General features: G+C 70.0%; 13 protein-coding genes and 1 tRNA gene. 4 read left to right on the plus strand and 10 right to left on the minus strand.

Annotated elements, in window-relative coordinates; all coding sequences use genetic code 11:
* The 4 genes from V7Q42_RS20370 to hisD form a co-directional block, all read right to left on the minus strand.
* Nucleotides 1-191 (minus strand): AAA family ATPase (locus tag V7Q42_RS20370; protein WP_333826100.1); only part of this gene is annotated, 191 nt, incomplete at its 3' end.
* A 99-nt stretch (nt 192-290) separates the two neighbouring features.
* Nucleotides 291-728: an arsenate-mycothiol transferase ArsC gene (locus tag V7Q42_RS20375; RefSeq protein ID WP_333826101.1), complete on the minus strand. Its 438-nt coding sequence runs from the start codon at nt 726-728 to the stop codon at nt 291-293.
* Nucleotides 729-742: 14 nt separating this feature from the next.
* Nucleotides 743-1237, minus strand: a complete 495-nt coding sequence (locus V7Q42_RS20380) for a UPF0262 family protein (RefSeq protein WP_333826102.1) — start codon at nt 1235-1237, stop codon at nt 743-745.
* A 58-nt stretch (nt 1238-1295) separates the two neighbouring features.
* Nucleotides 1296-2525 carry a histidinol dehydrogenase gene (gene hisD / locus V7Q42_RS20385; protein ID WP_333826112.1) on the minus strand — a complete coding sequence of 410 codons (1230 nt, stop codon included), beginning with the start codon at nt 2523-2525 and terminating at the stop codon, nt 1296-1298.
* A 313-nt stretch (nt 2526-2838) separates the two neighbouring features.
* Here hisD and V7Q42_RS20390 point away from each other — a divergent pair, with 313 nt between their 5' ends.
* Nucleotides 2839-3609, plus strand: coding sequence for a hypothetical protein (locus tag V7Q42_RS20390; protein WP_333826103.1), 771 nt, complete (start codon nt 2839-2841; stop codon nt 3607-3609).
* Nucleotides 3610-3626: 17 nt separating this feature from the next.
* Here V7Q42_RS20390 and V7Q42_RS20395 read toward each other — a convergent pair whose 3' ends face one another.
* From V7Q42_RS20395 to V7Q42_RS20405, 3 genes are all read right to left on the minus strand, one after another.
* Nucleotides 3627-4064 carry a DUF2948 family protein gene (locus V7Q42_RS20395; protein ID WP_333826104.1) on the minus strand — a complete coding sequence of 146 codons (438 nt, stop codon included), beginning with the start codon at nt 4062-4064 and terminating at the stop codon, nt 3627-3629.
* 125 nt (nt 4065-4189) lie between these two features.
* A complete protein-coding gene (gene murA, locus V7Q42_RS20400; protein WP_333826105.1) occupies nt 4190-5494 on the minus strand; it encodes a UDP-N-acetylglucosamine 1-carboxyvinyltransferase in 1305 nt (434 codons plus the stop codon).
* 287 nt (nt 5495-5781) lie between these two features.
* Complete coding sequence (locus V7Q42_RS20405) at nt 5782-5949, minus strand: hypothetical protein (protein ID WP_333826106.1); 168 nt, start codon at nt 5947-5949, stop codon at nt 5782-5784.
* Nucleotides 5950-6238: 289 nt separating this feature from the next.
* Here V7Q42_RS20405 and V7Q42_RS20410 point away from each other — a divergent pair.
* Nucleotides 6239-6313, plus strand: a tRNA-Thr gene (locus V7Q42_RS20410).
* Nucleotides 6314-6405: 92 nt separating this feature from the next.
* Here the strand turns inward: V7Q42_RS20410 and V7Q42_RS20415 are convergent.
* The 3 genes from V7Q42_RS20415 to V7Q42_RS20425 all read right to left on the minus strand — a co-directional run bounded on the left by V7Q42_RS20415 (nt 6406) and on the right by V7Q42_RS20425 (nt 10845).
* Entirely contained in the window at nt 6406-7449 is a 1044-nt protein-coding gene (locus V7Q42_RS20415) for a substrate-binding domain-containing protein (protein ID WP_333826107.1), read from the minus strand.
* A gap of 61 nt (nt 7450-7510) precedes the next feature.
* Nucleotides 7511-9157: a signal transduction protein gene (locus V7Q42_RS20420; protein WP_333826108.1), complete on the minus strand. Its 1647-nt coding sequence runs from the start codon at nt 9155-9157 to the stop codon at nt 7511-7513.
* 92 nt (nt 9158-9249) lie between these two features.
* Nucleotides 9250-10845: an FGGY-family carbohydrate kinase gene (locus tag V7Q42_RS20425; RefSeq protein WP_333826109.1), complete on the minus strand. Its 1596-nt coding sequence runs from the start codon at nt 10843-10845 to the stop codon at nt 9250-9252.
* Nucleotides 10846-11034: 189 nt separating this feature from the next.
* Between V7Q42_RS20425 and V7Q42_RS20430 the strand changes: the two genes are divergently transcribed.
* Both V7Q42_RS20430 and V7Q42_RS20435 read left to right on the plus strand, forming a co-directional pair.
* Nucleotides 11035-11988 (plus strand): dihydrodipicolinate synthase family protein, encoded by a 954-nt coding sequence (locus V7Q42_RS20430; protein ID WP_333826110.1) that lies wholly within the window; start codon nt 11035-11037, stop codon nt 11986-11988.
* Nucleotides 11985-12644 (plus strand): GntR family transcriptional regulator, encoded by a 660-nt coding sequence (locus tag V7Q42_RS20435; protein WP_333826111.1) that lies wholly within the window; start codon nt 11985-11987, stop codon nt 12642-12644. Before V7Q42_RS20430 ends, V7Q42_RS20435 begins: the two co-directional genes overlap by 4 nt.
* Nucleotides 12645-13016: the final 372 nt, after the last annotated feature.

Genomic DNA, 13016 nt, shown 5'->3' on the forward strand with positions numbered 1-13016 from the left:
TCTCCTGTCGACGGATTCCAGTTCAGAACGAGGACATCCCCGGGGGCAAGGTCAGAAAAAACGTCGAAAAGCGTCGACTTTCCGGAACCGTTTGGTCCGATCACGACTGCCAATCGTGGCAAATCTGTCAGCTTTGCTTCGCGAAATAGCCGGAAATTGGCGATTTCCAGTGCCTCAATCTGCATCGACATGGTCGCCTCGCCGTTTCCATTCTGACTTCATCGAACGGTGCCGCATGCTCGTACGCTGCTATGAATAGATCAGCAGGGCCTCACCGACCAGCGGCGAACTCAATGCCCGCCCGTCGGCTTCCACTCCAGGCGGGCCTTGATGCGGCGGGCGAGGCCGTCGCGGACCTGACGGTAGACGTCCATGATCTGGTCGCGCGAGCCGTTGGCGAGTTGCGGATCGGGGGTCGGCCAGTACTCGACTTCCGCGGCGATGGTGCGGGTCATGTCGAGGGCCTTGTGGTGGGCCTCCGGCGCCAGGGTGATGATCAGGTCGAAGTTGTCGTCCTCGATCTCCTCGATGGTGCGCGGCCGATGGCGCGAGATGTCGACGCCCATCTCTTCCATCGCCTTGACCGAGAAGGGATCGAGCTCGCCTTTGCGGACGCCGGCGGACTGGATGTAGATGGTCTTGGAGAACCACAGGCGGGCCAACGCCTCGGCCATGGGAGAGCGGACGGCGTTGAGACCGCAGACGAAGAGGACGGAGCTCGGACGCATCCGATCCACCGGCGTCATCCCTTCCAGTGCAGCGAGCAGATCAGGGTGAAGAGGCGGCGGGCGGTGTCGAAGTCGATTTCGACCTTGTCGGCGAGACGATCGATCAGGACCTGCGAACCCTCGTTGTGGAGACCGCGCCGGCCCATGTCGATCGCTTCGATCTGTGACGGGGTCGAGGTGCGGATGGCGGCGAAATAACTCTCGCAGACGAAGAAGTAGTCTTTGACGATGCGGCGGAACGGCGTCAGCGACAGGAGATGGACGGCGACCGGGGCGCCCGTCTCGTCGCGGATGTCGAAGGCGAGGCGATTGTCGACCATGGCGAGGGTGAGCCGGAAGGGACCGCCGTCGTGACCGGCGGGGGCGAAGTGGTTCTCTTCGATCAGGTCCCAGATGGCGACGGCGCGCTCGTGCTCGACATCGGCGCTGGAGCGCTCGATGGATCCTTCGTCCAGCTTCACCTCGACGAGGCGCGTGCGCGGCTTCTCTTTCGTCTGCGGCGAGCCCATGGTCGGCGCGTGCCCTCCCGGGCTTTCGGTTGGATGGCGGGGCGCGGGCCCCGAAGCATCAGAGGTTGAGGCGGATCGACACCGAGCGGCCGTGGGCGTCGAGGCCTTCGGATTTCGCCAGGAGCATCGCCGCCGGGCCGAGCGCGCGCAAGCCCTCGGCGTCGAGTTGGAGGATCGACGTTCGTTTGACGAAGTCGAGCACCGACAGGCCGGAGGAGAAGCGCGCCGAGCGGGCGGTCGGCAACACGTGGTTCGAGCCGCCGACATAGTCGCCGATCGCCTCGGGCGTGTGGTGGCCGAGGAAGAGGGCACCGGCGTTCCTGACCTTCGCGGCGAGCGGGCCGGGATCGTCGAGGGCGATCTCGAGATGTTCGGCGGCGATGCGGTCGGCGAGGGGTACCGCCTCGTCGAGGTCGCCGACGAGGATGATCGCGCCGTAGTCGCGCCAGCTCGCCCGCGCGGTCTCGGAGCGCGAGAGGGTGGCGAGCTGCTTCTCCACCGCCTTCTCCACCTGGTCGGCGAGATCGGCACTGTCGGTGATCAGGATCGACTGGGCGGCCGGGTCGTGCTCGGCCTGAGCGAGCAGGTCGGCGGCGAGCCAATCGGGATCGTTCTTCGCGTCGGCGAGGATCAGCACCTCCGACGGGCCGGCGATCATGTCGATGCCGACCTTGCCGAAGACGCGGCGCTTGGCGGCGGCGACGAAGGCGTTGCCGGGGCCGACGATCTTGGCGACGGGGGCGATGCTCTCGGTGCCGTAGGCGAGGGCGGCGACGGCCTGGGCGCCGCCGACCTTCCACACCTCGTCGACGCCGGCGAGGTCGGCGGCGGCGAGCACCAGCGGATTGAGCTTGCCGTCGGGCGTCGGCACGACCATCACCAGCCGGTCGACGCCGGCGACCTTGGCCGGCACGGCGTTCATCAGCACCGAGGAGGGATAGCTGGCGGTGCCGCCGGGCACGTAGAGGCCGACGGACTCGAGCGCCGTCCACTTCGAGCCCAGGGTCACGCCGAGGGCGTCGGTGTAGACGTCGTCCTTCGGCATCTGGCGGGCGTGATGCGAGCGGATGCGGTCGCGGGCGAGTTCGAGCGCGGCGGAGGTCTCGGCGTCGACCGCCTCCTTGGCGGCGGCGATCTCGTCGACCGTGACGCGCAGGCCGGTGGGGCGCAGGTCGACGCGGTCGAACTTCGCTGTCAGATCGTAGAGGGCGTCGTCGCCGCGGGCGCGGACGTCGGCGATGATCTCGGCGACGGCGCGATCGACGTCTTCGGAGACCTCGCGCTTCATGTCGAGGAGATCGGCGAAGCGACGGTCGAAGTCGGCGTCGCGGCTGTCGAGACGGATGGCCAAGGTCGAATGCCTCGAAACGGGGAACTCGGGAGAGCCGCGGTGAACCGCCACCCTCCGACACGTGGGGAGCGTGGTACCCGATCGGAAGGGGCGGGGCAACGCCCCCGGCGGGCGCGGCGTCCGAGAAACCGGCCGCAGCGGGCGGGATTCGCCAGCCGTGAGCGCTTCACGGCCTACGCCGTCGCTTCGCACGCGTCGTTCGCCTAAGCTGGGTCCGGCGCCGGCCATTGGTACGGGGACGGGAACGAGCATGACACTCCTTGTCGGACGAAAAGCCGCGCAGCGGCCGCAGCGAACCCGCGGCTTCGCCGTATCTCCGCGTCTTCTGGCGTGCGTCCTCGCGACGGTCGCGACGCCGGCGTGGGCCGCCGGAGCGGTTTTCGACAAACCGGTCGCGCTGACGGCGGTTCCCGGGGCGGAAGGGCGCGAGGTCGTCTGCACCGACTACGGAGATCTGGGCGTCGTCGAATTGCGCGACGGGCCGTCGTCGGAGCCGGCGGTGCTGGTCGGCGGCGGCGTGAAGAGCTGCGGTGCCGCCGCCGCCGAGCGGGGCGTGAAGCTCGATACCGCCGACATGGCGTTGGCGGGGCGCGTCGGGCCTCTGCTGATCTTTTCTCAGATGGATCCGCACGGCGCCGTCGGGTTCGCCGTCGTGCGGGCGCGCGACGGCGAGGTCGTGATGCGGGAAGCGGCGACCGGCGATCCGTTGTTCCGCTCCGCCCGGGTGCTCGCCGACGGGTCGGTGTCGCTGAAATACACGCGCGCCGTCAACGCGCCCTGCTCACTCCTAGCCGACGCGGCGGGATGCTGGGATCGTCTGGCGAGCGAGGGGATCGTTCCGGGCGCGCTGGCGAAGCGGTCTCCGCGGGCGAACATCTGTGCCCGAGCCTATGAGGCCGTGTCCGCACCACGCGACGATCCGAGCATCGTCTCGTGGGACCAGGAGACGATCTTCGAGGCGGGCGGCGACATCGCCGGCAAGAGTTTCGGCGAGAAGATCGGCTGCGACGCCCTACCGTGACCGGCGTGCGACGCGGCTCAGGCCTCTTCGTGCTTCGGGCAGCTTTCGGTCGCCCAGGCGGCGCCGAGGTCGCACAGGCCCGCCTCGAGGCACTCGACCTCGATGCGCAGCACGCCGCCACCGGCGAAGATCGCCTCGACCACGCCGGAGGGCGCATCGGTCTCGGTGAAGCGCAGGGCGAGGAGTTCGAGCACGGTATCGGGCCGGTCGCGTGGGATGCGATGCGCGCGGACACGGGTGACGCGATCGAAGCGCAGGGCGGAGCGGCGACGCTCGAAGGCGCGACGGCTCTTCTCGCCGGCGCTCTCCCAGACGAAGCGGTTGAGGGCGAGCACCAGACGTTTCTCGTCGGCGCGCCAATGGATGTCGCCGGCCTTCAGGACCGCGTCCTGGAGGTGGGCGGAGAGGATCTCGAGATCTTCGGCGTCGAGGGCGAGCAGTTTCAGATCGGTCATGGCGCTCTTTCGGGGCGTCGCGGATCGGCCGGGGCCGTTTCATCCCAGATAGGGAGCCGAGGCCCGCGTCACAACCCGAAAACGCCCGATCCGAACACGCCGCCGCTCGGCTCGGTGCGGCGGCGTCAGCGCATGCCTTCGCCGGAGACGCGCTCGATCACCGCGCCGCAGCGCGACAGCTTCTCTTCGAGGCGTTCGAAGCCGCGGTCGAGGTGGTAGACGCGCGAGACGATGGTCTCGCCTTCGGCGACGAGGCCGGCGATGACCAGCGACACCGAGGCGCGCAGGTCGGTGGCCATGACCGGGGCGCCGACCAGACGGGGCACGCCGGTCACCGTGGCGGTGCGGCCGTCGATGGCGATGTGGGCGCCGAGGCGGGCGAGTTCGGCGACGTGCATGAAGCGGTTCTCGAAGATCGTCTCGGTGATGCGCGAGGAGCCGGCGGCGCGGGTCATCAGCGCCATGAACTGGGCCTGCAGGTCGGTCGGGAAGCCGGGATAGGGCTCGGTGACGACGTCGATCGGGCGGATGGCGGTGGCCGGATCGCGGGCGACGTGCAGGCCGCCGTCGACCTCCTCGATGGTCGTGCCGGTGGCGGCCAGCACGTCGAGCGCAGCGCGCAGCAGGTCGCCGGAGGTGTTGGTCAGGGTGACGTCGCCGCCGGTCATGGCGACGGCCATGGCGTAGGTGCCGGTCTCGATGCGGTCCGGCATCACCCGGTGGGTGGCGCCGTGCAGTCGCTCGACGCCCCGAATACGGATCACCGAGGTGCCGGCGCCCTCGATCTTCGCGCCCATGGCGACGAGGCAATCGGCGAGGTCGACCACCTCGGGCTCGCGGGCGGCGTTCTCCAGCACCGTTTCTCCCTTGGCCAGGGTCGCCGCCATCATCAGCGTGTGGGTGGCGCCGACGGAGACCTTGGGGAAGACGTAGCGGGCGCCCTTCAGGCCACCGGGGGCCTCGGCCATGGCGTAGCCGGCGACGATGTCGATCTTGGCGCCGAGGGCCTCGAGGCCGGCGATGAACAGGTCGACCGGGCGGGTGCCGATGGCGCATCCGCCGGGCAGCGACACCTGGGCGCGATGGCAGCGGGCGAGCAGCGGCCCGATCACCCAGAACGAGGCGCGCATCTGGCTGACCAGATCGTAGGGGGCGCGGATGTCGACGATCTCACGCGCGGTGAGATGGATCGTCTGGCCGGCGAGATGGTCCTCACCCGGGCGCTTGCCGTTCAGCGAATAGTCGACGCCGTGGTTCGACAGGATGCGGGTGAGGAGCGACACGTCGCGCAGGCGCGGCATGTTCTCGAGGGTGAGGCGTTCATCGGTGAGCAGCGAGGCGATGATCAGCGGCAGGGCGGCGTTCTTGGCGCCGGAGATCGGGATGATCCCGTCCAGCCGATTGCCGCCGACGATCCGGATCTTGTCCATGAAACGCGCCTCTTCGCCGAGATGTCCGCCGGGCGGGAGATCGCCCGCGCGCGGAGGGGCCGGTCACCGGCCGTGTTTCGCCGTCTTCGGTCCGCCACCCGAGTGTCGCGCTCCCTTAGCCGGTCATGACAGGGGGAGCAAGTGCGGGACATCCCGCCGCGGAGCGGCCACGCCGCCTCGAAACCAGTCCGGCGTGGCCGAAACGTGGCGCGGGCGATCGCACGGGGTGTGATTCCGACCGGTCGGCGCGCGATCACGGGCGCCGGACCGTCGGGTCGGCTCGGAAATCAATCGTCCGCCGGCGGCTCGTCGCGGCGAGCTCCCTCTTCGGCCTCGCGGCCGCGGGTCTGGTCCTTGCGGCGGCGCAGGTTGGCGCGCAACTGGGCGGCGAGGCGCTCGGCGCGCTCGTCCCGAGCGGAGGGGCGGGGAGGGGGCGATTCGGGTCGGTCGGACATGGGGCGATCATGCCAGAGCGAAGGATCGCCCGGAACCGGCGAAGGGGAGGACGAAAGGCGTCCCGGTCCACGAGGGCAGGCCGCGGCCGAGGGGGCGCGAACCCCGGCGGCAGGCTCTGCGCTCGCGAAATCCGCGGTGTTTCGTCGGCGGCGATTTCCTCGGGCGACGAGGCTTGCGCTCCCGGAGCGACTGTGGCACATAGCGCTCCGCACGAGGCACCCCGGCACCGCCGGGGCCGGCCCATGGGTCGACACCTCGCCCGCCGACCGCGTCTCGCGGGTCGCGCAAGCTGCGGTAGCTCAGTGGTAGAGCACTCCCTTGGTAAGGGAGAGGTCGAGAGTTCAATCCTCTCTCGCAGCACCATTCCTTCTCGTTTCACCGAACGTCACGACCGAGCGCCGCCGGCGTCTCGCGTCGCCGCGTCCCGTCTCGTCCCGGACGACGGTCCGGGGGGCTCACGGACGCGCGCCGCCGCGCTCGACCAGCCGGCCCGGCACGACGCGGCGGATGGCCTCGCGCGGTCCGCCCTCCATCTCGGCGAGGAGGCAGGCGAAGGCGCGTTCGGCGATGGCCGCTTCGTCCTGGCGCAGCGACAGGATGCGGACGGGGAGCGCATCGAGCAGCGGGTGGTGGTCGAAGGTGCCGAGGACGAGGTCGTCGGGGAGGCGGCCGAAACGCGACGCCAGTTCCGACAGCGCGCCCTCGAGCATCAGCAGCGACGTGCACATCAGTGCCTTCGGCCGGCGGCCGTGCGCCAGGATCTCCCGCATCAGCGCGCCACCCGCCCGAGGTTCGTCGCGGGGCGCGACGTGGATGCGCGCTTCGGTGCCCGTGAGACCGGCGGCACGGGCGGCGGCGCGGAAGCCGGCGAGGCGATCGGCGATCGAGGGCAGGTCCGGGCAGGCGCAGAGAAGATCGACGTCGCCGCCGGAGAGTTCGATCAGGCGGGCGGCGATGCGGTGCGCCGCCGCCTCGTTGTCGGAGACGACGGTCGACCAGGGGGACTTCGGGTGCGCCCGGTCGACCATGACGACGGCGGTGCGGCGGCTGCGCCGCAGCGCTTCGAAGGCGGTCGGCGGGCGACAGGGCGCGACGACGAGGCCGTCGACGCCTCGGCCGAGGAGGCCGGCGACGGCCTGCGCCTCGCGCTCGGGATCCTCGTGGCCGGACGCGGTGAGCAGCACCCGACCGGTGGCGCGACAGCGGTCCTCGAGCTCGGCGGTGAGACGGGCGAAGAAGGGGTTGGCGAGGTCGGGGACGACGAGGCCGACCGCCTCGCTGCGGCGGGTCCGCAAGGATCGCGCCGTCTGGTCGACGACGAGGCCGTGAGCGGCGACACAGGCCTCGATGCGCTCGCGCGTCTCCGCCTTGATGCGGTGACGTTCGGCCTGACCGGCGACGACGAACCGCACCGTGGTGCGCGAGAAGCCGGTCGCCTCGGCGATCTCGGCGATCGTCCGGGGGCCGGATCTGCGGCTGACGTGTTCCGTGCTCACCATTCCTTCGTCGCCCCGCCGTGATCGCGGACCGGTTGGTCCGCGGCCGCGCCCCGTCGCAGCCTCACAACATCGACCATGCCGATCCCGCCACGTCGACCACGATGTTCTGGGTGATCGCCTGGGCGACGAAGGCGCGCAGCACTTCGGCGAGGTGAGCTTCGTCGACATAGGCGACGGTGATGTGGTTCGACTGGTGGCCGGCCATCAACTGGTCGCGCGAGACGCCGTCGAGGACGGCGTTGAGCAGCGGCCATTCCCTGGTCGTGGCATTCAACCGACGCCGGAACTCCTGGCTCGGCAGTTCGACCGCGTGACCGGTGCCGACGTGGAGATGGACGGTGGTGCCTTCGTAGTGGGCGCGGGCCCAGATCAGCCGTCCGGCCTTGCCCTGTCCGGCGATGGTCGAGCCGCCCTTGGGGAAGTACATCGGCGGCTGGCGATGGCCGGTCGCGCCACCGATGCCGCCCTTCAGGTGCTCGAAGGGGACCGAGCCGGAGATCTCGAGATCCCAGTAGAATTCGCCCTCGAAGGCGCTGCCCCAGCGGATGTCGTGCAGCGTCGTCTCCGCCGGCAGGCCGAGACCGTCGAGCAGCCGGAAGAGCATCGTCTGCGGGATGGCGGTGCCCATGTCGACTTCGTTGACGCAGGGGATCGGCTTGCCGGGGCGGACGATGCGGCCGTCCTCGGTCGGGATCGGGAAACGCTCGGTCGAACCGATGGCGCCTTCGGCGAAATCGGAGGCGGCGCAGGCCCGCGCCAGACCCTGCTGGTACTGGACGCCGACGGCGGTGAGGCCGAAGCGATCGACGAAGCGGCCGAGCGCGATCAGCATGGCGCACTGTTCGAGCACCTGATCGCGGGTGAGCTCTTTCGCCCCGTCGCTGCCCCACAGGAAGGTCATGCCGCGCGCCTCGTAGAAGGCGAGGCAGTCCTGGCGCAGGCTCTGCGGCACCTTGGCGATCTCCATCAGCAGATCGGACTGCGACAGGCTCTCGAGCGGCAGACCGATGTCGGCGAGCGCCTTCAAGGGGAAGACGCCGTTCATCATGCCCATGCAGTAGGTGTCGAAGAGACCGATGATCTCCTTGTGGCGAAGGGAGAATTCGCCGACGCGGATACCGACCTCGCCGGCTTCGCTGCGCATCACCGGATGGGTGGCGTCGACGCGGTGGAGATGGGAGACGTCGTGGACGATCGCCCCCGTCTCGAGCCAGGTCTTCAGGCCGTTCAGGAAGAAGGCGTCGTCGAAGCCCTCCGACCACAGGCGCGAATAGGGTTTGCCGAGCGAGGTCAGCGTGCCGGCCATGCACAGCATGCCGACGAGGCCGGGCCAGGTGCCGTCGAAATTCGCCAGGAGCAACACCGGGCCGCGGTGGCGGGCGAGGCAGTTGGCGAGGTGATGGGAATACTGCCATGCCGTGAGCAGCACGATCACCGGCGCTTCCGGATCGATGGCGGCGAAGACGTCGGAGCCTTCGCGCTGGGAGGAGATGAAGCCGTGGCCCTTGTCCTCCTTGAACGGGTGGGCGCGGCGGGCGCGCCTGCCGAGGCCGGTCAGCGCGCCAGCCAGCAGCCCTTCGTATTTCGCCTCGACCGGCCAGCATTCGACGTTGGCGCTCTCGCGCAGGTCGGCGTTGGTGACGAAGAGGACCTCGTCGGCGGAGGGCGTCAGATAGGCGGGCTCCAACGGCAGCTTCAGCGTCAACATGGTCGCATCTCCCTGTCATTCTCGGCTCGCGAATTCCGGATCCACCCGAAATTCGCGAGCGTCACGGCCCGACCGGCCGCCGCGCTTTCGGTTCAGACGGCCGACATCGCGTCGCGCATCGCCTTCTGCTGGTCGTAGAGGGTGAGGAACACGCGGAATTTCGCGTCGTGGAAGGCGCGGCGGGCCGGGTTCGGGGCGACGGTGCGGCCGGGTCGGACCATGGCGCGCGCCGCCGTGGCGACGTCGGTGAAAGCGCGCGAAGCGACCGCCGCGAGCAGGCCGGCGCCGAGCGTCACCGCGTCCTCGTCCTCGACGAGATGGATCGGTAGACCGAGTGCGTCCGCCTGTTCGCGCAGCAACAGCGGGTTCCGGGTGCCGCCGCCACACATGACGATCCGCTCGATGCGATGGCCGCAGGCGTTCATCGTCTCGACGATGTGGCGGGTGCCGTAGGCGAGCGCCTGGAGCGTGGCGAGGTAGAGGCGCGGCAGGGCGTCGGCTTCGTCTTCGAGGGTCAGACCGACGATCGCGCCACGGGCGTTCGGGTCGGCGCGCGGCGAACGGTTGCCGTGGTGGTCGGGAAGGACGTGGAGATGGCGGGTCGGCTCGCCGTCGCGGGCCTCCAGCGCCGCGACCCGGCCGGCGAGCACCGTGTAGACGTCGGACCCGGCCGCGGTCGCCTCCGTCTCGAGCGCGGCGAAGCCGGCGGAGCGGCGCAGCGTCCAGTCGATCAGCGAGCCGGCGGCGGACTGGCCGCCCTCGTTGAGCCAGAGCCCGGGGATCATCGCGCCGTGATATGGGCCCCAGACGCCCGGCACCATGACCGGGTCGCGTGAGGCGACCATGTGACAGTTGGAGGTGCCGCCGATGAGGGCGAGCGTCCCCTCCGGTGCCGCACCGGTGAGCGCCAGACCGCCGGCATGGGCATCGATGATGCCGGTGGCGACCGCGATACCGGCCGGAAGCCCCATCTCGGCTGCAGCGGCCGGCGTCAGCCGTCCGGCGACGGATCCGAGCGGCTTGACCTCGGCCGGCACCCGTTCGAGGAGATCGTCGAGGCCGACGGCGGCGAGCATCGCGGTGGGGAACCGGTTCTCGTGGGCGAGGAAGTTCCACTTGCAGCCGAGGGTGCAGACCGAGGCGACGTCGGCGCCGGTCGCCCGCCACACGACGTGGTCGGCGAGATCGTGGACGCGCCCGACCTTCGCCCAGCGATCGGGGAAGCGGCGCTTCAGCCACAGGAGCTTGGGTAACTCCATCTCGATCGACACCTCGCCGCCGACGTAAGCGAGCGCCGGATCGGCGGTGGCGTTGATCTCGGCGGCTTCGCGGCCGGCGCGGTGGTCCATCCACATGACGACGTCGCGTCGCGGGTCGCCGTCCTCGGCGACGGAGACCGGCGCGCCATCGGCGCCGACGGCGACCAGCGAGCAGGTGGCGTCGACGCCGATGGCGGCGACACGGGCCGGATCGACGGCGGCTTCGGCGAGTGCCTCGCGCACCGCGGCGCAGGCGTTTTCCCAGATGTCGGCCGAGGACTGTTCGACGACGAGGTCGCGCGGACGGAACTGCAGGATCGGCCGGACGCGGAAGGCGAGCCGCCGACCGGTGGTGTCGTAGAGCCCGGCGCGGACGCTCGCCGAACCGACGTCGATGCCGGCGAAGAGGGGAGAGGAGAGCGTTCCCATGGCGGCCTTCTCGTGTGCTGCCTCGTGGTAGCACGCTACTTCTCCGCCGTTCCGGCATCAAGGGCGGGGCCGGGGTATCTTTTTCTGTATATTCGACCAAAGTATGAATTGTAACATGTCACGTTGTGACCACTAAGCTCAGAGGCAAGACATCCGTCGGGCGCGACGCCGTCCGGAAAGGGAGACGACATGTCCCGTGAGGACCGTTTCGGATTGTCGGCGGCGCTCGCGACCCCGTTCGACGCTGAGGGGCGGGTCGACCTCGCCCGGCTCGCGGCCCATGCGCGGCGCTGCCTGGACCAGGGGTGCGACAGCCTCACGCTCTTCGGCACCACCGGCGAGGGTGCCTCGCTCTCGGCGGCGGAGCGGACCGCGATGTTCGATGCCGTCGTCGGCGCCGGCGTCGCGCCGAGCCGGCTGGTCTCGGCCGTCGCCGAGACCGCCGTCGGTACGGCGATCCTGCGGGCTCGCGACGCGCTCGACGCGGGTGTCCGGGCGGTGCTGATCCTGCCGCCGTTCTATTTCAAGGCGCCGTCGGATGCCGGCGTCTTCGACTGGTACGCGGCGGTCTTCGGCGGGCTCGGCGCGGCGGGGCGGGACGTGCTGCTCTATCACATCCCGTCGATCACCGCGGTGCCGCTGTCGATCCCGCTGGTGCGCCGTCTCGCCGAGGCTTTTCCGGGCGTGGTGCGCGGCGTCAAGGATTCGGGGTGCGACTGGGCGGCGACCGAGAAGCTGCTGGCGGCGCGGGGCGATCTCGAGATCCTGGTCGGTGACGAACGCGATCTCGCCCGTGCGGTGCGCAGCGGCGGAGCGGGCGCCATCTCCGGCATGGCCAACGTCGCGCCGGCGCGGATCCGCCGGCTCGCCGTCGACGGCATCGACGATCCGGCGGTGAGCGAACTGGTCGACGCGGTGGTGACGGTGCCGGTGACGCCGGGGGTCAAGGCCCTGGTGGCGCACGTCGGCGGTGACGCGGCGTGGGCGCGAACGCGGGCGCCGCTGGAGCCGACCCCGGCGGCGCAGGCGAAAATGATCGCCGCGGTGTACGATCGGGCGATCGGCGACGCAGGATCGGATCGCGACAGACGCGGCGCCGGGAGGACGGGCGGCGCGGCGGGCGCCGAGAAGGGGGCAGGGTGAACGAACAGGCGCCACCGCAGAAGCTTCGGGAGAAGGCCTATGCGCGCTTCACCGATCGGCTGCTGTCGCGCGAACTGCGGCCGGGCCAGTTCGTCTCGCAGCGGGAATTGGTGGAGATCACCGGCATGCCGCTCGGGGCGATCCGCGAGATCGTCCCCCGTCTCGAGGTCGAAGGCCTGATCCGGACGGTGCCGCAGCGCGGCATGCAGGTCGCCCACATCGACGTGAACCTGATCCGCGAGGCCTATCAGTTCCGGCTGTTCATGGAACGTGAGGCGGTGATGGATTTCGCCGTTTCGGCGCCCGACGCGGTGGTCGCGGATCTGATCCGCCAACATCGCGAGGTTCTCGACGAGGTCGTCGCCCACGGCGAGACCGCGGAGAGCGAGGCGCGGGCCCAGGCGCTCGATTGGGGCATGCACGACACGATCATCGACGGGCTCGGCAATGCGATCATCTCGAAGGCCTATCGCGTCAATTCGATCAAGATGCGGCTCATCGCCCAGGAGCGCTATCGCATCGAAGGGCGAGTGGCGCCGGTGATGCGCGAACATCTCGCCGTCCTGGAGGCGATCGCCGCCCGCGATCCGCAGAAGGCCGCCGCCGCGATCACCTTCCACATCGGCATGGCGCGGGAACTGGCCCTGAAGGTCTGACGACGAGGCCGAGGCGGTCGCGCGCACTCGAAGTCCGAAGGAGCCGCCGCCCGGTCGGCCGGCGATGACACGCTCGATGCTCCCGCCGGGGTAGAGCCGACGAGGTCGCGCGACCGGTATCGTCGAAAAAAACGGCGCGCCGCCGAGCGACGCGCCGTCGAGCCATCCCGAGATGAGCTTCGGTGAAAGTGACCGGTCGCGAAGGCACCCGGTCGCTTTCGAACCGATATCGAAACCTCAGCGACGGTTCTTCTTCTTTTTCTTCTTACGCGGCATCGGCTGATCGGACGCCTTGCCCTGCATGCCGCTCATTCCGGCCATGCCCGACATTCCGGACATGCCGCCCATACCGGACATGCCACCCATGCCCGA

The sequence above is a fragment of the Pinisolibacter sp. genome (genome assembly GCF_036782435.1).
Classification (GTDB): domain Bacteria; phylum Pseudomonadota; class Alphaproteobacteria; order Rhizobiales; family Ancalomicrobiaceae; genus CALBKH01.

Coding starts and splice junctions, on each gene's coding strand:
- V7Q42_RS20375 (WP_333826101.1), bottom strand. CDS start 728: ATGCGTCCGAGCTCCGTCCTCTTCGTCTGCGGTCTCAACGCCGTCCGC.
- V7Q42_RS20380 (WP_333826102.1), bottom strand. CDS start 1,237: ATGGGCTCGCCGCAGACGAAAGAGAAGCCGCGCACGCGCCTCGTCGAG.
- hisD (WP_333826112.1), bottom strand. CDS start 2,525: ATGAAGCGCGAGGTCTCCGAAGACGTCGATCGCGCCGTCGCCGAGATC.
- V7Q42_RS20390 (WP_333826103.1), top strand. CDS start 2,839: ATGACACTCCTTGTCGGACGAAAAGCCGCGCAGCGGCCGCAGCGAACC.
- V7Q42_RS20395 (WP_333826104.1), bottom strand. CDS start 4,064: ATGACCGATCTGAAACTGCTCGCCCTCGACGCCGAAGATCTCGAGATC.
- murA (WP_333826105.1), bottom strand. CDS start 5,494: ATGGACAAGATCCGGATCGTCGGCGGCAATCGGCTGGACGGGATCATC.
- V7Q42_RS20405 (WP_333826106.1), bottom strand. CDS start 5,949: ATGTCCGACCGACCCGAATCGCCCCCTCCCCGCCCCTCCGCTCGGGAC.
- V7Q42_RS20415 (WP_333826107.1), bottom strand. CDS start 7,449: ATGGTGAGCACGGAACACGTCAGCCGCAGATCCGGCCCCCGGACGATC.
- V7Q42_RS20420 (WP_333826108.1), bottom strand. CDS start 9,157: ATGTTGACGCTGAAGCTGCCGTTGGAGCCCGCCTATCTGACGCCCTCC.
- V7Q42_RS20425 (WP_333826109.1), bottom strand. CDS start 10,845: ATGGGAACGCTCTCCTCTCCCCTCTTCGCCGGCATCGACGTCGGTTCG.
- V7Q42_RS20430 (WP_333826110.1), top strand. CDS start 11,035: ATGTCCCGTGAGGACCGTTTCGGATTGTCGGCGGCGCTCGCGACCCCG.